Here is a 21,507-nt window from a genome sequence, read left to right as displayed (position 1 = left end):
CTTGTGAGGAGAATAATGACCGCAAGGGAAAGCGGTAAGCAAGACCGAATGCGACATGCCGTGGCGTAAATCGTACGTCGCATTTGGACCAACCAGCTCCGTGGTCACAGGAGGGCGCGCGGCACCCTCTCCTCGAAGCTACGCTCGAAAACGAGAGTTTCGCCCTCATAGGCCTCGATTCTGGCGCTGACGATGAAGTTTTGCGCGTCCGATCTCATTTCGGCGAATGTTTCGGTGCGCACCGACCATCCATTTCGCGACAGGGTCTGCGTCCAGTGCGTTTTTCCCGAGGCCGCCAGGGGATCGTCCGGATGGATCGTCCAGGTCTCGCGGGCGATGCTGCCATTGGCTAGGCCATGGGCAAGATCGCGCACCTTGCCGAAATCATCCGTTATGGAAAGCGTCACAATTCCGGTCTTCTCGTCGCGATCGACATGACGCTCGGAATTGGCGGCGCGGATCGTCTCGGTCGCCCAGGGAGTGGCGCTTTCCGGCTCGGCAAACGTCACTTCGTTGCCTGTCGCCAGCGGCCGCAGCGGCAGGGCCAGCACGGCGGCCGACAAGGCGAGCCGGACCGGCTCCGGCGACGGCCAGATCATCGGCCAATAGGCATTCGACACGGCGATGCGCAGATGGTGGCCTGCCGGCACGCGATAGGCGCATTGATCGAGCACCACGCGCGCCGACAGGGTTTCGCCCGGTACCAGCGCCTCGGGGAATTCGTGCGAATTGCGATGTGTCAGATTGAGCACGCCGTAGGAAATCAGTTCCGAGGCACCGTCAGGGTGCACGTCACACAGCCGGATCGCGATATTGGCCTGCGGGCGGTCGGAGGACAGCCGCACCTCGACTTCGGGCGCGCCGACGATGTCGATCGCCTCAGTGAGTTCCGGCTGGTCGAAACACACCGACAAAGCGTCGTCGGGGCGCTGGTCGCCGGGCAGTTCGGGGCCGAAGGTGAACGGAAAATACTCGCCGCCGGCAAGGCCGCAGCTCTGCGGCGAGGCAACGATGGCGGGCTTGCTACCGTCAGCGACAAGCTCGATCGATTGCGTCTTGATGGCAGGCGACGGCCATTCCCGCTCAGCCACCCAGCGACCGGGCCGCTTGGGATGCCAGCGCGCGGGGCGGACACTGTCCATGACATAGGCACGATAGGCTGGATCGGCCTCGACACCGGTGTCGATATCCTTCAGCCAGCGGTCCCACCAGCGCAGGGCCTCCTGCAGGAAACCGATGCGCGGTGCGGGTGCCGCGTAGTGCGGGTATTTGTGGATCCACGGTCCGATGATGCCCTTCACCGGCGCTTCGATGTTGGTGGCCAGATGCGAGACGGTGTTGCGGTAGCCGTCGTGCCAGCCGCCGATCGACAGCACCGCGGCCTGGATGGCGGAATAGTCCTCACAGATTGAGCCGCGCTTCCAATAGGCGTCGCGGTGCTGGTGCTTCAGCCACAGAGGCGCGAGAAAAGGCTGGTTCTCCAGCCGGGTCAGCCAAAGGTCGCGCCACCTTTTTTCGCCGGTGAAGAGCGGGTCCGGCGGCCGCGATGAATAGGACAGCATGGTCGACGCCCAGCCGAAATTCTCGATCAGCAGGCAACCGCCCTTGTAGTGGATATCGTCGGCATAGCGGTCGGAGGTCGAGCACAGGCTGATAACCGCCTTCAGCGCCGGCGGCTGCTTGGCCGCCACCTGCAGGCAGTTGAAGCCGCCCCAGGAAATGCCCATCATGCCGACATTGCCGTTGCACCAAGGCTGCGAAGCCGCCCAGGCGATGACGTCGCAGGCGTCCTGCAATTCCTGTTCGGAATATTCGTCGTCCATCAGTCCTTCGGAGTCGCCATTGCCGCGCATGTCGACGCGGATCGACGCATAGCCGTGGCCGGCGAAATAGGGATGCGTCAGCTGATCGCGGAAAATGGTGCCGTCACGCTTGCGGTAGGGCAGGTGCTCGAGGATCGCCGGTACCGGATCGTCGCCGGCATCTTCCGGCATCCACACCCTCGCCGACAGCCGGCAGCCGTCCGGCATGACAATCCCCATTACTGGAAATTCGACGACTTTGCGGGGGAACTCGGTGACGATTTTCATGCGGGACTCCAGGATCGCCAGATGATGGAGCCCGTGGCATCGCGTCGTGGGCCAGCCAACGAATTCGGCTGGTCAGTCCGCGTCAATTCAGCGGAATGTCGTTGTCGCCCTTGCTCGCCTGGTAGGCGCCGGACAGGTCGTCATAGCGTGCCGAGATCTTGCCGATGCGCGTTTCCAGCCGCTGGCGCTCGGCCTCGGGCAGTGACCGTACCAATCTGCGGATCGAAAAGCTCTTCCAGTAGGCGTTCTCGGCATTGTAGCCGCCGGGATCGAGGGTGAAGACCTCCTTCAGGATCTTCAGATCGTGCGGGATGGCGAAGCTGTCGCGCGAATCCTCATGGCTGAACAGATAGTAGAAATTGTCGAAGCCGGTCCAGGTGATCGCCGACAGGCAGAGCGAGCAGGGTTCATGCGTGGCGATGAAGATGGCGTCTTTCGTATCGACGCGCTCGGCCTTCGGCATTTCATAGAAGCGCTTCAGGCAATGCACCTCGCCATGCCAGAGCGGGTTTTCCATCTCGTTGTTGGTCTCGGCCAGCACCAGCGAACGGTCGTCCTTGCGCAGGATCGCTGCGCCGAACAGCTTGTTGCCGTAGGCAACGCCGTCGGCCGTCTTCGGCACGATGTCGTGCTCGATCACGTCGAGCAGGCGGTCGATCAGGGAAATGTCGGTCATTACAGGCTCTCGTCGGGGAGATGGATCTCGTAGGCGTGCGAGAAATGGAATTCTTCCAGGTTGGAACCGTCGCCGCCACGGTCGACGATCAGGAAATCCTGCGCCTCGCCGAGCGGCGTCAGCACGCCGTGCCAGAGGTTGCGGGAATAGTTGATGCCTTGTCCGGGCGCGGTGATGAAGGCCTGCGGTTCACCTGGTCCCCCATCGCCGTCGTGGCAGACGACGACAAGGAACGGCCGCGGCGACAGCGGAATGAAAGCCTGGCTGCCGAATGGATGGCGCTCGACCATGGTCAGCTTCAGCGGCAATTCATAAGGCGTGCCGCGCACCATCGAGATCAGCACGCGGGCGTTCGGCCCTGTCGCTTGCGCCGTGGCAAGATCGTGGTAGCGCTCGGCCTTGCCGCCATTGATCGGGTAGTGATTGTCGCCGCCCATGTCGATGACGTCGCCGAAGGCGGCAAAGCTCTCGCGGGTCAGCGGCCGCGCGACGATGCGGGTCACGGCGCCCGCCTAGCAATGCCGGCGCCGCCGAGCTTGGCGTGGCGGTTGACGTCCTTGTAGAGCAGATAGCGGAATTTGCCCGGGCCGCCGGCATAGCAGGCCTGGGGGCAGAAGGCGCGCAGCCACATGAAGTCGCCGGCCTCGACCTCGACCCAGTCCTGGTTGAGGCGGTAGACCGCCTTGCCTTCCAGCACATAAAGCCCGTGCTCCATGACATGCGTCTCGGCGAAGGGAATGACCGCGCCGGGCTCGAGCGTCACGATGGTCATGTGCATGTCGTGGCGCAAATCGGCCGGATCGACGAAACGGGTCGTCGCCCAGCGGCCTTCGGTGCCGGGCATCGGCGTTGGCGCGATGTCCTGTTCGTTGGTGAAGAAGGCTTCCGGCGCCTCTAGACCGTCGACCGCCTCGTAAGCCTTGCGGATCCAGTGGAAGCGGACGTCGGTCTTGCTCTCGTTGCGAACCGTCCAGCCGCTGGCCGGCGGCAGGAAGGCGAAACCACCCGGTCGCAGCACATGCTTCTTGCCGGCAAGCAGAACGGTCAACTCGCCTTCGACCACGAACAGGGCGCCCTCGGCGCCAGCATCGGGCTCCGGCCGCTCGCTGCCGCCACCGGGCGCGACCTCGACAATGTATTGCGAAAACGTCTCGGCAAAGCCGGACAGCGGCCGCGACAAGATCCAGACGCGGGTCTTGTCCCAGAACGGCAACGCGCTGGTGACGATGTCCTGCATCACCCCTCTGGGGATGACGGCATAGGCTTCGGTGAAGACGGCGCGGCCGGTCAGCAGCTCGCTCTGGCCGGGGTGGCCGCCACGTGGCGCGTAATAGGTTCGGTCGGGCATCCTGATCGTATCCATGGTTAAACCTATTGCGGAAGCATGTCCTTGAGGCGGAGCAGCGCGATGCGCTCGACCTGTTTGCAGGCGGTCTCGAATTCAACGCCGCGGCTGTTGCCGATGCGTGCCTCGAATTCCGCCAGGATCTCCTCTTTGGTCTTGCCTTTCACCGCGATGATGAACGGGAAGCCGAAGGTGGTGACGTAGGCGGCGTTAAGCTTGGAAAACAGTTCGCGCTCCTTGTCTGTCAGCGCGTCGAGGCCGGCCGAGGCCTGTTCGCGAGTCGATTCCGCCGTCAGCCGTTTGGCCTTGGCCAGTTTGCCGGCAAGGTCGGGATGGGCGTTGAGCACTGAAAGCCGCTCGGCCTCGCTGGCGGAACGGAAGATGCGGCAAAGCGCGTTGTGCAGGCCGCCGGATGAGTCATGCGCCGGGCCCAGCTCCAACTCGAAGGCGCGTTCGGCAATCCATGGCGAATGTTCGAAGACACCGCCGAAAGTGTGGACGAACCTCTCGAATTCCATCTTGGACGGTCTGAGTGCTGCGGGTCGATAGGGATGGTTTTCTTGCCAGTGGCGGGCGATATCGATGCGCCGCGCCAGCCAGACCTTGTCGTGCGACTTCACATAGTCGACGAAGCGCTTCAGCGCCGCCACCCGGCCCGGCCGCCCGACGAGGCGGCAATGCAGGCCGATGTTCATCATCCGCGGCCGGCCGGCCTTGCCCTCGGCATAGAGCGTGTCGAAACTGTCCTTCAGATAGGCAAAGAACTGGTCGCCTGAATTGAAGCCTTGTGGCGTCGCGTAGCGCATGTCGTTGGTGTCGAGCGTGTAGGGGATGATGAGCTGGGCGCCGCCTTCGTGCTCGAACCAATAGGGCAGCTCGTCGTCATAGGTGTCCGACACATAGGCGAAGCCGCCTTCCTCAGCCACAAGCAGCACCGTGTTGACCGATGTGCGCCCCGTGTACCAGCCGGTCGGGCGCTGGCCTGTCACCTCGTAGTGCAGGCTGATCGCCGCTTCGAGGTCTCGGCGCTCGTCCTCGGCGCTGTGGTCGCGATAGTCGATCCATCTCAGCCCGTGCGACGCGATCTCCCAGCCCGCTTCCTGCATCGCCGTGACCTGGTCGGGCGAGCGGGCGAGCGCGGTGGCGACGCCGTAGCAGGTCACCGGCACCTCGGCCTCGGTGAACAGCCTGAGCAGCCGCCAGAAACCGGCGCGGGCGCCGTATTCGTAGATTGATTCCATGTTCCAGTGGCGCTGGCCCACCCAGGGTGCGGCGCCGACGATCTCCGACAGGAAGGCTTCCGACGCCTTGTCGCCATGCAGCACGCAGTTCTCGCCGCCCTCTTCGTAGTTGACCACGAACTGCACCGCGACATGCGCACCGCCGGGCCATTTCGGATCCGGCGGATTGGCTCCATAGCCGCGCATGTCTCTGATGTAACGCATCGTCCCTCCCGCCGGGCATTGCCCGATGTATGATCAGGRTATCGAAAGGGCTGCTCGCGCATTCCCCCGAAAATTTTTGAAAGTGTTTTTGTCGCACTCCGCTCGACCGGGACTTATGCATCGCCTTTAATTGGCGCACAATTCATCAGCAATGTTCGACTGTACCGGGCCGGTTCGCTCGTACAGGAAATGGGAGGCGGCCAGTGGCAGAAACGTCGAAAGCCGATGGCGGGCGTCTGACGACCCATGTCCTCGACACCGCGACCGGCATGCCGGCGGCGGGATTGTCGATCGCGCTCTATCACCTCGAGGGCGACGCCCGGACACATCTGAAGACCGTTGTCACCAATGATGATGGCCGTTGCGACGCACCGCTGCTTGCCGGCGCCGAGTTCCGCGCCGGCGAATACGAACTGATCTTTGCCGCGGGCGACTATTTGCGCCAGCAGGGGACGAAATTGCCCAAGCCGGCCTTTCTCGACGTGATACCGATCCGCTTCGGCATGGCCGAACCCGTGCACTATCATGTGCCGCTGCTCGTCTCGCCCTACGGCTATTCGACCTACAGGGGGAGCTGACGCATGGCCAAGGCCCGTATCCGCAACGAGATCCGCTTCATTCTCAATGGCAGGGATGTCGCGCTGTCGTCGGTGGCGCCAGACGCGACCCTGCTCGACTGGCTGCGGCTCGACCGTTCGCTGCGCGGCACCAAGGAAGGCTGCGCCGAGGGCGATTGCGGCGCCTGCACGGTGCTGGTCGGAAAGCTCTCGGCAGGCGGTCTCGTCTATGAAAGCGTCAACGCCTGCATCCGCTTCCTCGGCTCGCTGGACGGCACCCATGTCGTGACCGTCGAGCATTTGCGCGGTCTTCCCGGCCAGTTGCACCCGGTGCAGCAGGCGATGGTCGATTTCCATGGTTCGCAGTGCGGCTTCTGCACGCCGGGCTTCGTCATGTCGCTCTATGGCCTGTGGATGAGATCATCAGACCCGTCGAATGAAGCCATCGAAAAGGCGCTGCAAGGCAATCTCTGCCGCTGCACCGGCTACGAGGCGATCATGCGCGCGGCCCGCGCCATCTCCAGCTACGGCAAGGCGGCGAAGGACCCGCTGGCGGTCGAGCGCAAGGCAATCACGGCAAGGCTCCAGGCCATGCATGACGGCGCTCGGATCGAGATCGGCGCCGGCAAGGAGCGGCTCGTCGTGCCGGCCAACGTCGACGATTTCGCCGCCGTGCTTGACAAGGAACCCGGCGCCACCATCGTTGCCGGCTCGACCGATGTCGGCCTGTGGGTGACCAAGCACATGCGCGATATTTCGCCGGCGATCTTCATCGGTGATCTCGACGGGCTTTGCACCATCGCCGAAGACAAGGGCGTCATCACCATCGGCGCCGGCGTCACCTACACCGAGGCGTTCTCGACGCTCGCCAAGCGCATCCCGGTGATGGGGCCGCTGTTCGACCGCATTGGTGGCGAACAGGTGCGCAACATGGGTACAATCGGCGGCAACATCGCCAATGGTTCGCCGATCGGCGATACGCCACCGCCCTTGATCGCGCTCGGCGCGCGCCTGACGCTGCGCAAGGGCAAGAAACGGCGGACGATCCCGCTGGAAACCTTCTTCATCGCTTATGGCAAGCAGGACCGGCAGCCTGGCGAGTTCGTCGAGGCGGTGCATGTTCCCATCCCCGCCAAAGGCACGAGATTCGCTGTCCACAAGATCACCAAGCGCCGCGACGAGGACATCACGGCTGCCCTCGGCGCCTTCTTCCTGAACCTGGCCAAGGATGGCACGGTCGCCGATGTGCGCATCGCCTACGGCGGCATGGCGGCGATACCGAAGCGGGCGTCGGCTGTCGAAAATGCGCTGGTCGGCAAGCCGTGGACCGAACAGACGGTTGTGACTGCGATGGCGAAGTATGCTGATGATTTCACCCCGCTGACCGACATGCGGGCCTCGGCCGAATATCGCGCCCTGGCGGCGCGCAACCTTTTGCTGCGCTTCTTCGCCGAGACCAGCGGTACCAGTGAGCCGATCCAGGTTTCAAGGCACGAGGCGGCATGATGAACAAGCACGCCACCCCCAATCCCAGGGCTGAAAAGATTGCCGGCGGCGTCGCCACCGACCAGCGGCATGATTCGGGCCACAAGCATGTCAGCGGCACCGCCGTCTACATCGACGACATGCCGGAACCAGCCGGCACGCTGCATGGCTGCCTTGGGCTTTCGGCTGCCACCCATGCCACCATCACCAGCATGGACCTGTCGGCGGTGCGCACCGCCCCCGGGGTCGTCGACGTGCTGACGGCCACGGATGTGCCAGGCGAAAACGACATTTCGCCGACGGGGCGCCATGATGAGCCGGTGCTGGCTGACGGCAAGGTGGAGTTCCACGGCCAGCCGATCTTCTGCGTCATTGCCGAGACGCGCGAGCAGGCACGCCGCGCCACCAGGCTGGCCAAGGTCGAATACAAGGAATTGCCTTTCGTCACCGACATCGGCGAGCTTGATCCCCGCAAGGACAGACTGGTCACGCCGCCACTGACCCTGAAGCGCGGCGACGCCGCGGCAGCGATCAAGGACGCGCCCCGCCGGCTCAAAGGCCAGATGCGCGTTGGCGGTCAGGAGCATTTCTATCTCGAGGGCCATATCGCCATGGCCGTGCCCGGCGAGGACGAGGACGTCACCATCTATTCCTCGACCCAGCATCCGAGCGAAGTCCAGCACATGGTCAGCCATGCGCTCGGCGTGCCGAGCAACGCCATCACGGTGGAAATCCGCCGCATGGGCGGCGGTTTCGGCGGCAAGGAAACGCAAGGCAACCAGTTTGCGGCATTGGCCGCCATCGCCGCGAAGAAGCACCATCGCGCCGTGAAAATCCGGCCCGACCGCGACGACGACATGATCGCAACCGGCAAGCGTCATGACTTCCTCGTCGACTACGAAGTCGGCTTCGATGACGAGGGCAACATTCTCGGCGTCGATTTCATGTTCGCGGCGCGCTGCGGCTTCTCCTCGGACCTGTCGGGTCCGGTGACCGATCGCGCGCTGTTCCACTGTGACAACACCTATTTCTGGCCGGCGGTGCATGCCCAGTCAGCGCCGCTCTACACCAACACCGTGTCGAACACCGCTTTCCGTGGTTTCGGCGGTCCACAAGGCATGGTCGGCGCCGAGCGCGTCATCGACGAGGTTGCCTTCGCCGTCGGCAAGGATCCGCTCGAAATTCGTAAGAAGAATTTTTACGGCACAAGCGACCGCAATATCACGCCCTACCACCAGACGGTCGAGGACAACATCATCCAGCGCATCGTCGCCGAGCTTGAGCAAAGCGCCAGCTATGCGCGGCGGCGGCGCGAGATATCGGCCTTCAATGCCAACAGCCGTTTCATCAAGCGTGGCCTGGCGCTGACGCCGGTCAAGTTCGGCATCTCGTTCACGGCCACGCACTACAACCAGGCCGGCGCGCTGGTGCATGTCTACACCGATGGCTCGGTGCATCTGAACCACGGCGGCACGGAGATGGGGCAGGGCCTCTACGTCAAGGTGGCGCAAGTGGTGGCGGAAGAGTTCCAGATCGATCTCGATCAGGTGAAGATCACCGCGACGACGACCGGCAAGGTGCCGAACACCTCGGCCACCGCAGCGTCATCCGGTTCCGATCTCAACGGCATGGCGGCGCAGAATGGCGCTCGCCAGATCAAGGATCGGTTGACCGATTTCGCGGCCGAAAAATATCAGGTGCCGCGCGACCAGGTGCTGTTCCTGCCCAACCGGGTGCGCATCGGCAACCAGGAGATCGCCTTCGCCGACCTCGTCAAACAGGCATATATGGCCCGTATCCAGCTTTCGGCGGCGGGCTTTTACAAAACGCCAAAGATCCACTGGAACCGTGACAAGGGCCAGGGCCGCCCCTTCTACTACTTCGCTTATGGCGCCTCCTGCTCGGAAGTCTCGGTCGACACGCTGACCGGCGAGTACATGGTCGAGCGCACCGACATATTGCATGACACGGGCCGCTCGCTGAACCGCGCCATCGATATCGGCCAGATCGAGGGCGGCTTCATCCAGGGCATGGGCTGGCTGACGACCGAGGAACTGTGGTGGGACGGCAAGGGCCGGCTGCGCACGCACGCGCCCTCGACCTACAAGATCCCGCTGGCGTCGGACCGGCCGAAGATCTTCAACGTCACCTTGGCCGACTGGCCGGAAGCAAGCGAGCCGACGATCCACCGCTCCAAGGCAGTCGGTGAACCGCCGTTCCCCCTCGGCATGTCGGTGCTGCACGCGCTGTCGGACGCGGTGGCCAGCGTCGCCGACCACAGGATCTGCCCGCGTCTCGATGCGCCGGCGACGCCGGAACGGGTGCTGATGGCGATCGAGCGGCTGAAGAACGAGGTCAAGACCGAATGAAATCGGCAAAACGTGCAATTCAGGCCGAAAAAGCCTACATTTCCCATTCGGGAACGTGAGAAATGAACTCGAAAGTGCAAAGTCTGAAAGCCTTTCTCAGTACCGCCGGCCGGGTTGCCCTGGTCGAAGTGGCGGGCACCAAGGGCTCGACGCCACGCGAGAAGGGCGCCTTCATGCTCGTCTCGCAGGCGACGATCTTTGGCACGATCGGCGGCGGCCAGCTCGAATACATGGCGATCGACAAGGCGCGGCAGATGCTTGTCTCCCCCTCAAGGGATGCCCGCATCGCGGTCGACGAGGTCTGCGCGACCCTAGACGTGCCGCTGGGTCCCGAGATCGGTCAGTGCTGCGGCGGGCGTGTCGAAGTGTTGATCCGGCTCGTTGACGCAGGGCTGGCAGCCGAGCTGGTCGCAGCGGCTGAGACCGAAGAGGCACACCTGCCCTATGTCTATATCTTCGGCGGCGGCCATGTCGGCCAGGCGCTGGCCTCCGCGGTGGCCCTTCTCCCTGTGCACGCCGTCGTCATCGAGACGCGGGCCGAGGCGCTCGAAGGCATGCCGCAAACCGTCGAGACCCGGTTGACGCCGATGCCCGAAGCGATGGTGCGCGATGCGCCGGCCGGCACCGCTTTCGCCATCCTCACGCACGACCACGCGCTGGATTTCCTGATCGTCGCCGAAGCGCTGAAGCGCAACGATACCGCCTATGTCGGCATGATCGGCTCGAAGACCAAGAAAGCGACGTTCAAGAACTGGTTCCTGAAATCGGCGGACGGCAGCGAGGCCGAGTTTGCCCGCCTCGTCTCGCCGATCGGCGGCGATGCCGTCAAGGACAAGCGCCCGCCCATCATCGCCGCACTCGCGGCCGCAGAAATCATGACCGCGGTGGTCATTCACAGCGCAGCGTCAAACGCGGGTCGTCAGGTCCAGCGTGACAGGGTGTTAGCCGGCTAATCTTACATCGCGGCTACATCGGCCGCTTCAAGCCCAGATGGTCGCGCAGCGAGCGGCCCTCGTACTCCTTGCGGAACAGGCCACGCCGCTGCAGTTCCGGCACGACCAGTGTCGCAAAGGCATCGAGTTCGCCGGGGAAATATGAGGGCATGACGTTGAAGCCGTCGGCAGCACCTCCTTCGAACCGCGCCTGCAGCTCGTCGGCGATCTCGGCCGCCGTTCCGACGATGCGCCAATGGCCACGCGCGCCGGCGAAATGCCGCGCCAGCTGGCGGATGGAGAGGTTGTCGCGGCGCGACTGCTCGATGACCAGCGCTTGCCGGCTCTGCATGCCTTCGCTGGGCGGCAGCTCGGGCAGCGGCCCATCGATCGGATAGCGCCACAGATCGGCGATGCTGAGGTAGCTGGACAGCAGTGCAACGCCGACATCGTTAGGGATCAGCTCCTGCAGTTCCTCATATTTTTCCTGGGCTTGCGCCGCGGTTTCAGCCACCACGGGAGCGACGCCGGGCATGATCTTGATGTCCTCAGGCTCGCGCCCATAGGCCGCCAGGCGCCCCTTGAGATCGTCGTAGAAGGCCTTTGCTTCCTCGAAGGTCTGCGCTGCCGTGAACACCACATCGGCGGTGCGGGCGGCAAGGTCGCGGCCGACATCCGAGGCGCCGGCCTGAACCAGCACCGGTGCGCCCTGCGGCGAACGCGGCAGGTCGAGCGAATCCCGAACCGAAAAGCTCTGGCCATCGTGACCGGAGCCCCCATCTGGGTTGCCGCGCCAAAGTCCGGTGACCACATCAGCGAACTCACGCGCCCGCTCGTAGCGATCGGCATGCGGCCGTAAGCCGGTCGAACCGAAATTGGCGGCCTCGATGGGACTGGCCGAAGTGACCAGATTCCAGCCGGCCCGACCCCCGCTCAGATGGTCGAGCGACAGGAAGGTCCGTGCCAGCCCGTAGGGCTCGTTGTAGCTTGTCGACGCGGTCGAGACGAGGCCGATGCGGCTGGTCTGGACGGCCAGTGCCGACAGTAGGCTGATCGGCTCGAAGCCGATCGAACGCGAGGTCTGGCTAGCGATGGCGACATTGGCTTCGCGCAGGCCGGCGGCATCCTCGCAAAAGACCATGTCGAACTTCGCGCCCTCCGCGGTGCGCGCCAGCTGGATGTAATGGTCGATGTCGATGCCGGCGGTCACATGTGCCTTGGGATGGCGCCAGGCGGCAATATGATGGCCTGTCGCCCACAGGAAGGCGCCGAGTTTCATCTGGCGGGAAGCGGCGGTCATAGGTCACCTCCACCGGCAATCCCAAGATGCGAGCGTAAATTTGTCCCGCGATAGCTTTCTCCAAACAGGCCGCGTCGCCGCAGCGCCGGCAAAACCAGATTGACAAAACTGTCGAGTGCCGAAAGCTGCGCCGGCATCTGCATGTTGAACCCATCGCAGCTTTTCGACCGGAACATGTCTTCGAGGCGGTCGGCGGTGACGGCCAGCTTGTCATCAATGACCGACGAGACATTCACCAGTACCTTCACGGTATCCGGGTCGCGTCCGCAGGCGGCAACGCGTCGCTTCAGATCGTCATAACGAGTTTTCGCGCTCTCGATCGGTTCGTCGTCCAGCAGGACGACATCGGCGGTGCGATCGGCAATATCCATGTCTGCCGCTGACAGGCCGGACAGCACCAGCACCGGCCTGTCCTGTGGCGAGCGCGCGACGTTCAGCGGCCCGCGCACTGAAAAGAATTCGCCCTTGTGGTCGAGCAGGTGCATCTTTTCGGGATCGTGGAAGCGGCCGCTGCTCTTGTCGAATTTGAGCGCGTCCTCGTCCCAGCCTTGCCACAAGCCCTGAACGATGCCGATATATTCCTCGCTGCGACGGCGAAAATCGTCGCCGGAAAACCCCTCCGGCCGGCTGAAATTGGCTGCCTCGCGCGGGGCTTGCGCCATGGTCGCGTTCCAGCCGGCGCGGCCATGGCTGATGATGTCGAGCGAAGCAAAACGGCGCGCCAGATTGTAGGGCTGGTGGGCAACAGTCGAGGCCGCCGCGACCAGCCCGATCCTTCTTGTCACCGTCGCCAGCGCGGCCACCAAGGTCGTCGCTTCGAAGGGCATCGTCGCGGCATCGCTGCCGGAAGCCGGCGCGGAATCGGCGAAAATCACCATGTCCAGACCGGCCGCTTCGGCCCTTTGGACAAACCGCGCCAGAAGGCTGAAGTCCGGCTCGGCTCCTGGCGATGGCTCGGAGATTCCCGGAAGCGGTGAAACGGCAAGATGCATTATGGCGCCGTTGTCCATCGATGGTCCCTGCAAGGCGAAATACCATCGGAACTATGTTCGTCGCGTCCAGCGATGGCAACCGCTGGCGCTGGGCCAACGGCCGGTCACTTGCCAGCCAGCCATCACTTGCTAGCCAGCCCTTGTTTGCCAGCCATTACTTGCCAGCGAGAAGATCTTTGATCAGTCGCTGGCAGCGCTCGGCCATGAAGTCGAGCAGCAGCCGCACCTTGGGGTCCTGCAGCTTCTTGTGCGGATAGACGGCGGCGAACTGCACCGGCGTCGGCGGCGTGTTGCTCAGGATCACCTTCAGCCGCCGGTCGCGGATGAACGGCTCGACCTCGAAGCGCGGCTTGTTGATGATGCCGCGGCCGGACAGCGCCCAGCCGGTCAGCACGTCGCCATCGTCGGTGTCGTAGGGCCCGTGCACCTCGAATTTCTGCTGGCCGGTGGGGGTCTGCAACGTCCACACATACTCGCGCGCGCCGGAATAGCGCAGCATCAGGCAGTCGTGCTTCTTGCCGATCAGTTCCTGCGGCTCAACGGGTTCGCCGCGCGCTTCCAGATATTTCGGCGCTGCCACCAGTACGCGTTCGCATTCCATGATGCCCCGCATCCTGAGGCTGGAATCCTCGATGATGCCGAGCCGGAAGGCGACGTCGATGCCTTCCTTCATGATATCGACATTGTGGTCCGAGAGCCTCAGCCGCACCTCGATATCGGGATATTTGTCGTGGAAATCGGGGATGCCCGAGGCCACCAGCCGGCGGCCGAGGCCGAGCGGTGCCGTCACGCGGATGGTGCCGCGCGGTTGTCCGGACAGTGCCGAAACGGCGGCTTCCGCTTCGGTGATCGCCTCCAGCACCTGCTTGGCGCCCGAATAGAACACCGTGCCATGCTCGGTCGGCATCAATTGCCGTGTCGTGCGGTTGAAGAGCCGCACGCCCAGATGCTTCTCCAGCTCCTTGATGCGGTTCGAGGCGACCGCCGGCGAAATGCGCATGTCTCGGCCTGCCGCCGACAGATTGCCGAGCTCGACGACGCGAACGAAGACGGCGATGTTGTCGAGATAGGCCATACGGTTTCGTGGCTCTCATCCAGCTGCGTCTAGCAACCCTAGTATTTTCCATTTTTTTTTGAAAGTCATCGCGCACCTCGCCTCTTTCCGTTTGCGCGCGACACCGTAAAGTCGCGTCATCGGCAGGGACGACTTCAATGATGGATTTCGCGATTTTCTGGGACTGGCTGAGCTTCGCCGTGCGTTGGCTGCATGTCATCACCGGCATCGCCTGGATCGGTTCGTCTTTCTACTTCGTGGCGCTCGACCTCGGCCTGCGGCAGCGCCCTGGCATGCCTGTCGGTGCCTTCGGCGAAGAATGGCAGGTGCATGGCGGCGGCTTTTACCACATCCAGAAATATCTGGTGGCGCCGGCCGAGATGCCTGAGCACCTGACCTGGTTCAAATGGGAATCGTACGCCACCTGGCTGTCCGGTTTTGCGATGCTGTGCGTCGTCTATTATGCCGGAGCCGATCTGTTCCTGATCGATCCCAATGTGTTGCCAATGTCGGTGCCGGTCGGCATCTTGCTGTCGCTGGCGACGATCGGCGTCGGCTGGGTGGTCTATGATCTTTTGTGCCGTTCGCCGCTGGGAAAAAGCGACACCGGCCTGATGCTGGTGCTCTACTGTGTTCTGGTGTTCATCGCTTGGGGGCTCACCCATCTGTTCACCGGACGCGCCGCCTTCCTGCATCTGGGCGCCATCACCGCGACGATCATGTCGGCCAACGTCTTCATGGTCATCATCCCCAACCAGAAGATCGTCGTTGCCGACCTCATTGCCGGCCGCAAGCCCGATCCGAAATACGGCAAGATCGCCAAGCAGCGCTCCCTGCACAACAACTACCTGACGCTGCCTGTGCTGTTCCTGATGCTGTCGAACCACTATCCGCTGGCGTTCGGCACGCAGTTCAACTGGGTCATCGCCTCGCTGGTGTTCATCATCGGCGTGCTGATCAGGCACTATTTCAACAGCGTCCATGCGCGCAAGGGCAACCCGACCTGGACCTGGCTGGGAGCCGTTGTCCTGTTCATCATCATCATCTGGCTGTCGACCGCGCCGAAGGTGCTGACCGGCGAACCGAAAGAATCGGCCGCGGCGCAAGTCTATGTCGCCTCGGCGCATTTCCCGGCCGTGCGCGATACGGTGCTCGGCCGCTGCTCGATGTGCCACGCGGCGGAGCCGGTCTATGAGGGCATCTACCACGCGCCAAAGGGGGTGATGCTCGACACCGACGCCGACATCGCCAACCATGCCCGCGAGATCTATCTGCAGGCCGGCCGCAGCCACGCCATGCCGCCGGCCAACGTCTCGCAGATTACCGACAAGGAACGGGCGCTGCTGGTGGCCTGGTTCGAAGGCGCAGGGAAATAGCATGACCTCGACACTTCTGCGCGGCCGCACGCTGTCCTTCGTGCGCTGGCCGCAAACCATCGATGACCATTCCGCCTGGCGCTACGAGGAGGATGGCGGCCTGCTGATCCGCGACGGCCGAATCGTCGCCGCCGGCGCCTACGCTGAAATTGCCAAGCAGGCAGGCGAAGCAGCGAAAAAGATCGACCATCGGCCGCATCTGCTGCTGCCGGGCTTCATCGACGCGCATGTGCATTTCCCGCAGATGCAGATCATCGCCTCCTATGGCGCCGAACTGCTCGACTGGTTGAACACCTATACCTTCCCGGAAGAGACGAAATTCGCCAACGCGCAGCATGGCCGGCGCGTCGCACGGCTGTTCCTCGACGAGATGGTGCGCCACGGCACCACGACGGTGGCCGCCTACTGCTCGGTGCACAAGGCGTCAGCCGAGGCCTTCTTTGCCGAATCGCATGACTGCAACATGCTCAACATCGCCGGCAAGGTGATGATGGACCGCAATGCGCCCGACGGCGTGCTCGACACGCCGCAATCCGGCTACGACGACAGCAAGGCCCTGATCGCGCAATGGCACGGCAAGGGCCGCCAGCACTATGCGATCACACCGCGCTTCGCCATCACTTCGTCACCGGAACAGATGGAGATGGCCGGCGCGCTGTGCCGGGAGCATCCCGACCTGCACATGCAGACGCACCTGTCAGAAAACCACGCCGAAATCGCCTTCACCCAGGAACTCTATCCGTGGTCGCGCGACTACACCGACGTCTACGAGCACTATGGGCTGTTGGGGACAAAGAGCCTGTTCGGCCATTGCATCCATCTGTCGGACCGTGAGGCGGATGCGCTATCGGACAGCGGTTCGGTGGCAGTGTTCTGTCCGACCTCGAACCTGTTCCTCGGCTCCGGCCTGTTCGACTATCAGCGTTTTCGCCGCCGCGGCAAGCCGGTCAGGATCGCCGCCGCCACCGATGTCGGCGGCGGCACCAACTATTCCATGCTGCGCACCATGGACGAAGGCTACAAGGTGATCGCGCTGAACGGCGAGAAGCTCAATCCCTTCCAGTCCTTCTGGCAGATGACACGCGGCAATGCCGAGGCGCTGTCGGTGGCGGAAAAGGTCGGCTCGCTGGATGAAGGCAGCGACGCCGACATCGTCGTACTCGATGCCAGGGCTACACCGGCGATGCGGCTCAGGATGGAAACGGTCGAGACGCTGGCACAGGAATTGTTTCTCTTGCAGACGCTGGGCGACGATCGCGCCGTGCGCGAGGTCTATGTGGCCGGGCGGGCCGCCAAATCCGATATGGCGATTTAGGCACCCTCCGATGTGTTTCCTTGCTTGACCCCGCGGCAGCCATCGGTCAAAGCGTGCGGCGAGGTTGACAGGGGAACGAAATGGCCGTTGCCGAAGACATCGCTCTGATCAAGAGACAGGAAGACGTTCTTGTCTTTCCCGCCTTCGATGAGGCCGTGGCCTTCAAGATCGGCTCGGTCATCCGTGATCGAGCCTTGGCCGAGAACCTGCCTGTTATCATCGACATCAGGACTTTCGACCGCCCACTGTTCTATGCCGCGATGCCAGGTTCGAACGCCTCCAATCCCGACTGGGCGCGGCGCAAGATCAATGTGGTCAAGCGGTTCCTGAAAAGCACCTACCGCATGGTGCTGGAACAACAGCGCCCCGATCGCACCTTCAAGATCGGCGAAGGGCTGGATATTGCTGATTATGTGCTGGCCGGAGGTGGTTTCCCGGTCACGGTCAAGGGCGCCGGCGTCATCGGTGTGATCGCCGTTTCCGGCCTGCCGGAGCGCCAGGATCACGGCGTCGTCGTCGAGGCGCTTTGCGATCATTTGGGCATCGACAAGCGCGGTCTGGCACTGCCCCCGGAAGAAAAATGAGCGACCCCAAGACCTTCCTCACCTCCATATTCAACGCCGCCGTCGCCGCCGCCGATCCGGAGCGAACCATCCGGGATCATTTGCCGGCGAAGCCCAAGGGCCGTACCATCGTCATTGGCGCGGGAAAAGGCTCCGCGCAGATGGCGGCGGCCTTCGAGAAGGTCTGGGACGGGCCGATCGAGGGGCTGGTCGTCACCCGCTACGGTTATGGCGCGACATGCGAGCGCATCGAGATCATCGAGGCGGCGCATCCGGTGCCGGACGCCGCGGGCCTGGAAGCCTCGCAACGCCTGCTCGCCAAGGTCCAAGGGCTGACAGCGGACGATCTGGTCGTGGCGCTGATTTCCGGCGGAGGTTCGGCGCTCCTGCCATCGCCGGCCGGCAGCCTGACGCTGGCCGACGAGATTGCCGTCAATGAGGCGCTGCTCGCGTCGGGTGCGCCGATCGCGGCGATGAACACCATCCGCAAACATCTTTCCACCATCAAGGGTGGACGGTTGGCGGCCGCCGCCTGGCCGGCCAAGGTGGTGTCCCTGGTCGTTTCCGACATTCCCGGCGACAATCCTGCCCTGGTTGCCTCCGGTCCGACCGTGCCGGATACCGGCAGCCGTCAAGACGCGATGGCGTCGATTGCAGCCTATGGGATGAAAATGCCGGCAGCGGTGATGGCGCATATCAGCACGCCTGCCGCCGATGCACCAAGCCCCAATGATCCCTGCTTTTCACGCAACGAGGTACATCTGATTGCCTCGGCCGGCGTCTCGCTCGAAGCAGCGGCCACTGAGGCGAAACGGCAAGGCATCGAAGCCGTCATCCTTTCCGATGCCATCGAAGGCGAGGCGCGTGAGGTCGGCGGCGTCCATGCGGCCATCGCGCGCGAAGTGGCGAMGCGCAACCGGCCATTCGCAAAGCCAGTGCTGATCCTGTCCGGTGGCGAGACGACAGTGACCTTGCGCGCAAAAGGCAAGGGCGGCCGCAATTCGGAATTCCTGCTCGCCTTCGCCATCGGCATCAACGGCGTGGACGGCATCCACGCGCTCGCCGCTGACACCGACGGCATCGACGGTTCGGAAGACAATGCCGGCGCTTTCGCCGATAGTTCGACCGTGTCGCGCATGCGCGCAGCCGGCGTCGACGCCAAGGCGATGCTGGCCGGCAACAATGCCTGGACGGCGTTCAATGCGGTTGGCGATCTGTTTGTGCCTGGCCCGACCGGCACGAACGTCAACGATTTGAGGGCGATCCTGATCCGGTAGACGACCGGTTCAGGCGGCCATAAGCCGCTTCACCTCTTTCATATCTCTGAGAAACCGGTCACGCTCCGCTTCCATGTCCGCGGGCTCTTGGATACGCAGGATAAAGGAGGGGTGGATGGTGATGAAGACACGCAAGCCGTCCTCGCGTTCGATCACCTGGCCGCGCATTTTTGTCACCGGGATCGCCTTGCCCAGCAGCGACAAGGCCGCCGTTGCGCCGAGTGCCACGGCCAGATTCGGCTTGATCAGCTCGAACTCCTTGTCGATCCACCAGCGGCAGGCCTGAACCTCGCCGGCATTCGGTTTGGAATGGATGCGTCGCTTGCCGCGCGGCTCGAACTTGAAGTGCTTGACTGCATTGGTGACGTAGACCTTCTGGCGGTCAACCCCCGCGTCGTCGAGGATCGCATCGAACACCTTGCCCGCCGGGCCGACGAAAGGTTTGCCGGCCAGATCCTCCTGGTCGCCGGGCTGTTCGCCGACGAAGATCACCTTGGCGCCGTCAGGCCCTTCGCCGAACACGGTCTGCGTGGCGTCGCGCCAAAGCGGGCAGCGCCGGCAACCTTTTGCCGCCTCTCGCAATTCGGAAATGGTCTTGGCGGCCTGATCTTCCAGGGCCTCAGCCGGCTCATTCTTCGGCCAATGCTTTGCCTGCAGCCTGGCGTGGTGCGGCGCGGGTGTCGTTGGCATTCTGGCAATCATGTCCTTGGCGGCCTTGTCCGCTCCCGAGATCAGTTCTGGAATGAGCGAGGCCTCGGGAAGGTTCCGCCAATATTTCTTCGGCATCTCCTTCTGCATGGCTTTCACCTTCAGCCGCGCCGGGTTGAAGATGTTCTCGAAATAGGTTCGCCACAGGGCTTCGGTATCGTCCTGCGCCGGCGCATCGCCCTTGACGGCGCCAGGCCCGATCGCCAGCCTGTCGCCATCCCAGTCGGCAGAGGCATGCGGCGTCAAAATGGTCCAGCGCATGCCGGTGAAGCGCCTGACGAAGAAAGCCGCGTTGCGCTCGACGATGAAATGATCCGGCTCGAACCAGGCAACATAGCGCTCCTCGTCACCGTCGCCGATCTTCCGGAAGCGTACGAAGGCGCGCATCTTGTGGATGTCGCGCCGCACCGCTTTCTCCATGGTTTCGAGACGCCTGATGTCTGGATCCGATGCAATTGCCAGCAGCTTCGGCTCGCTGCGCAGCCGCCAGAGCAACCGGTAGAGAAAAGCGAACCGGCCGGGGTCTGAATGGCAGAAGGCGATTTCGGCATGCTCGACGAAGTCGCGCGGCACCACCAGTTGCACGCCCGCAGGCACGTCCGGCAAATCGGTTTGATTGGAGCCCGGCTCGACATGCCAGCTGATGTCATCGGGCCCGACTTCATTCAGGGCCAGCCGGCGTGCCGCGTCGCGCCAGCCGGAAAAGTCGGTCTCCGCGTCGAGCCGCACCGTATATCTGGCAAGATCGAGCTGTGCCGGCCGCATCGTCAAAACAGGGACAGTTGTTCGCAGGAACGCACGATCTTACCGCGCAAACCTGCTTCGTCGGTGAGCGCGCCCGGCGACCAGTCTTCGGCGACGATGAATGGCCTGAGCTTGGCGATCGACTGGCAGAGACGGCCGATATCTTCCAGCCGCAGCCGCCGGTGACGTCGGGTCTCCAGGATTTTGGCGATCACCTTGGTGCCGAGACCGGGCACGCGCAACAATGCCTCTCGATCAGCGCGGTTGATATCGACGGGGAACCGTCCCCGGTTGCGCAGCGCCCACGCCAGTTTCGGATCGATGGCGAGGTCGAGCATGCCGTCGCTGCTGCCGGCCATGATCTCCGGCTGCGAAAATCCGTAAAATCGCATCAGCCAGTCTGCCTGGTAGAGCCGGTGTTCGCGCATCAGCGGCGGTTTCTGCAAGGGCAGGGACGACGACGAATCCGGGATCGGGCTGAACGCGGAATAATAGACGCGCCGCAGATGGTAACTGCCATAGAGCCGCGCGCTGGTATGAAGGATGCCGTCATCGGTGGTCCTGTCGGCGCCGACGATCATCTGCGTCGACTGCCCACCCGGCGCGAAGCGTTCGCGCTTTTTGGTCCTCAGCGTCGGCTCGGCCTTTTCCTCCATCTTCTGGCGCAGCCTGGCCATCGAAAGCCGGATCGTTTCCGGCTTCTTTTCCGGCGCCAGTCTCTTCACCCCTTCGTCGGTGGGCAGTTCGACATTGATCGACAACCGGTCGGCGTAGAGGCCTGCTTTCTCGACCAGTTCCGCTGAACTTTCCGGAATGGTCTTCAAATGGATATAGCCGGAGAACTTCTCTTCCAGCCGCAGCCTTCGCGCCACCTCGACCATCTCGCCCATCGTCTCGTCGGGCGAGCGGATGACGCCTGAGGACAGGAAAAGGCCCTCGATGTAGTTGCGCCGGTAGAAATCCATGGTCAGCTTCACCACCTCGTCGACGGTGAAACGGGCGCGCTGCACATTCGACGACGAGCGGTTGATGCAATAGCTGCAATCATAGATGCAGAAATTGGTCAGCAGGATTTTCAGCAGTGAAATGCAGCGCCCATCCGGCGCATAGGAATGGCAGATGCCCATGCCTTCGGTGGAGCCGATCCCGCCGGATTTCAGGGAATCCTTTTTCGCCGCGCCCGATGAGGCGCAGGAGGCGTCGTACTTGGCGGCATCGGACAGGATCGCTAGCTTTTCGCGGACGGTAAGTGCGCTCATATGTTCATGATATGTTCTTG

18 protein-coding genes are annotated in these 21,507 nt (G+C 63.3%); 8 read left to right on the top strand and 10 right to left on the bottom strand.

Annotation, left to right across the window (positions count from 1 at the left end):
- Positions 1-104: 104 nt before the first annotated feature.
- From AC1D0I_RS06305 to puuE, 5 genes are all read right to left on the bottom strand, one after another.
- The gene (locus tag AC1D0I_RS06305) at positions 105-2,090 is read right to left on the bottom strand and encodes a CocE/NonD family hydrolase (RefSeq protein WP_477393756.1); all 1,986 of its coding nucleotides are present in this window, start codon (positions 2,088-2,090) and stop codon (positions 105-107) included.
- 82 nt (positions 2,091-2,172) lie between these two features.
- On the bottom strand, positions 2,173-2,766 hold the full coding sequence (locus AC1D0I_RS06300) for a nucleoside deaminase (RefSeq protein WP_477393754.1): 594 nt from the start codon (positions 2,764-2,766) through the stop codon (positions 2,173-2,175).
- The gene (locus AC1D0I_RS06295) at positions 2,766-3,269 is read right to left on the bottom strand and encodes an ureidoglycolate lyase (RefSeq protein WP_095083037.1); all 504 of its coding nucleotides are present in this window, start codon (positions 3,267-3,269) and stop codon (positions 2,766-2,768) included. The genes AC1D0I_RS06300 and AC1D0I_RS06295 overlap by 1 nt, the downstream gene beginning before the upstream one ends.
- Positions 3,266-4,129: a bifunctional allantoicase/(S)-ureidoglycine aminohydrolase gene (locus tag AC1D0I_RS06290; RefSeq protein ID WP_095083034.1), complete on the bottom strand. Its 864-nt coding sequence runs from the start codon at positions 4,127-4,129 to the stop codon at positions 3,266-3,268. Before AC1D0I_RS06290 ends, AC1D0I_RS06295 begins: the two co-directional genes overlap by 4 nt.
- 8 nt (positions 4,130-4,137) lie before the next feature.
- Complete coding sequence (puuE, locus tag AC1D0I_RS06285; protein WP_477393752.1) at positions 4,138-5,556, bottom strand: allantoinase PuuE; 1,419 nt, start codon at positions 5,554-5,556, stop codon at positions 4,138-4,140.
- Between the two features lie 203 nt (positions 5,557-5,759).
- Between puuE and uraH the strand changes: the two genes are divergently transcribed.
- The 4 genes from uraH (at position 5,760) to xdhC (ending at position 10,920) form a co-directional block, all read left to right on the top strand.
- Positions 5,760-6,134: a hydroxyisourate hydrolase gene (gene uraH, locus AC1D0I_RS06280; RefSeq protein ID WP_095083031.1), complete on the top strand. Its 375-nt coding sequence runs from the start codon at positions 5,760-5,762 to the stop codon at positions 6,132-6,134.
- A gap of 3 nt (positions 6,135-6,137) precedes the next feature.
- Positions 6,138-7,619, top strand: coding sequence for a xanthine dehydrogenase small subunit (gene xdhA / locus AC1D0I_RS06275; RefSeq protein WP_477393750.1), 1,482 nt, complete (start codon positions 6,138-6,140; stop codon positions 7,617-7,619).
- On the top strand, positions 7,619-9,967 hold the full coding sequence (gene xdhB, locus AC1D0I_RS06270; protein ID WP_477393772.1) for a xanthine dehydrogenase molybdopterin binding subunit: 2,349 nt from the start codon (positions 7,619-7,621) through the stop codon (positions 9,965-9,967). Before xdhA ends, xdhB begins: the two co-directional genes overlap by 1 nt.
- Before the next feature lie 62 nt (positions 9,968-10,029).
- Positions 10,030-10,920, top strand: coding sequence for a xanthine dehydrogenase accessory protein XdhC (gene xdhC, locus AC1D0I_RS06265; protein ID WP_477393748.1), 891 nt, complete (start codon positions 10,030-10,032; stop codon positions 10,918-10,920).
- A 13-nt stretch (positions 10,921-10,933) separates the two neighbouring features.
- Here xdhC and AC1D0I_RS06260 read toward each other — a convergent pair whose 3' ends face one another.
- The 3 genes from AC1D0I_RS06260 to AC1D0I_RS06250 all read right to left on the bottom strand — a co-directional run bounded on the left by AC1D0I_RS06260 (position 10,934) and on the right by AC1D0I_RS06250 (position 14,266).
- On the bottom strand, positions 10,934-12,199 hold the full coding sequence (locus tag AC1D0I_RS06260; RefSeq protein WP_477393746.1) for an LLM class flavin-dependent oxidoreductase: 1,266 nt from the start codon (positions 12,197-12,199) through the stop codon (positions 10,934-10,936).
- The gene (locus AC1D0I_RS06255; protein ID WP_477393745.1) at positions 12,196-13,209 is read right to left on the bottom strand and encodes an LLM class flavin-dependent oxidoreductase; all 1,014 of its coding nucleotides are present in this window, start codon (positions 13,207-13,209) and stop codon (positions 12,196-12,198) included. The genes AC1D0I_RS06260 and AC1D0I_RS06255 overlap by 4 nt, the downstream gene beginning before the upstream one ends.
- A 136-nt stretch (positions 13,210-13,345) precedes the next feature.
- Entirely contained in the window at positions 13,346-14,266 is a 921-nt protein-coding gene (locus AC1D0I_RS06250) for a LysR family transcriptional regulator (RefSeq protein WP_095083019.1), read from the bottom strand.
- Positions 14,267-14,403: 137 nt separating this feature from the next.
- Between AC1D0I_RS06250 and AC1D0I_RS06245 the strand changes: the two genes are divergently transcribed.
- From AC1D0I_RS06245 to AC1D0I_RS06230, 4 genes are all read left to right on the top strand, one after another.
- Positions 14,404-15,621 carry a urate hydroxylase PuuD gene (locus tag AC1D0I_RS06245; protein ID WP_477393743.1) on the top strand — a complete coding sequence of 406 codons (1,218 nt, stop codon included), beginning with the start codon at positions 14,404-14,406 and terminating at the stop codon, positions 15,619-15,621.
- A 1-nt stretch (position 15,622) separates the two neighbouring features.
- On the top strand, positions 15,623-16,936 hold the full coding sequence (gene guaD / locus AC1D0I_RS06240) for a guanine deaminase (RefSeq protein WP_477393741.1): 1,314 nt from the start codon (positions 15,623-15,625) through the stop codon (positions 16,934-16,936).
- Positions 16,937-17,016: 80 nt separating this feature from the next.
- Positions 17,017-17,520, top strand: a complete 504-nt coding sequence (locus tag AC1D0I_RS06235; RefSeq protein WP_477393739.1) for a heme-degrading domain-containing protein — start codon at positions 17,017-17,019, stop codon at positions 17,518-17,520.
- Positions 17,517-18,776, top strand: coding sequence for a glycerate kinase type-2 family protein (locus AC1D0I_RS06230; protein WP_477393737.1), 1,260 nt, complete (start codon positions 17,517-17,519; stop codon positions 18,774-18,776). Before AC1D0I_RS06235 ends, AC1D0I_RS06230 begins: the two co-directional genes overlap by 4 nt.
- A 9-nt stretch (positions 18,777-18,785) precedes the next feature.
- Here the strand turns inward: AC1D0I_RS06230 and AC1D0I_RS06225 are convergent, their stop codons facing one another.
- Both AC1D0I_RS06225 and AC1D0I_RS06220 read right to left on the bottom strand, forming a co-directional pair.
- Positions 18,786-20,249, bottom strand: coding sequence for a UdgX family uracil-DNA binding protein (locus AC1D0I_RS06225; RefSeq protein WP_477393735.1), 1,464 nt, complete (start codon positions 20,247-20,249; stop codon positions 18,786-18,788).
- Between the two features lie 2 nt (positions 20,250-20,251).
- The gene (locus AC1D0I_RS06220; protein ID WP_477393733.1) at positions 20,252-21,487 is read right to left on the bottom strand and encodes a putative DNA modification/repair radical SAM protein; all 1,236 of its coding nucleotides are present in this window, start codon (positions 21,485-21,487) and stop codon (positions 20,252-20,254) included.
- Between the last annotated feature and the right edge of the window lie 20 nt (positions 21,488-21,507).

Source organism: Mesorhizobium sp. P2_D1 (assembly GCF_056404455.1).
The sequence above is the reverse complement of the archived record's forward strand: the minus strand, read 5'-3'. Positions and strand labels throughout refer to the sequence as shown.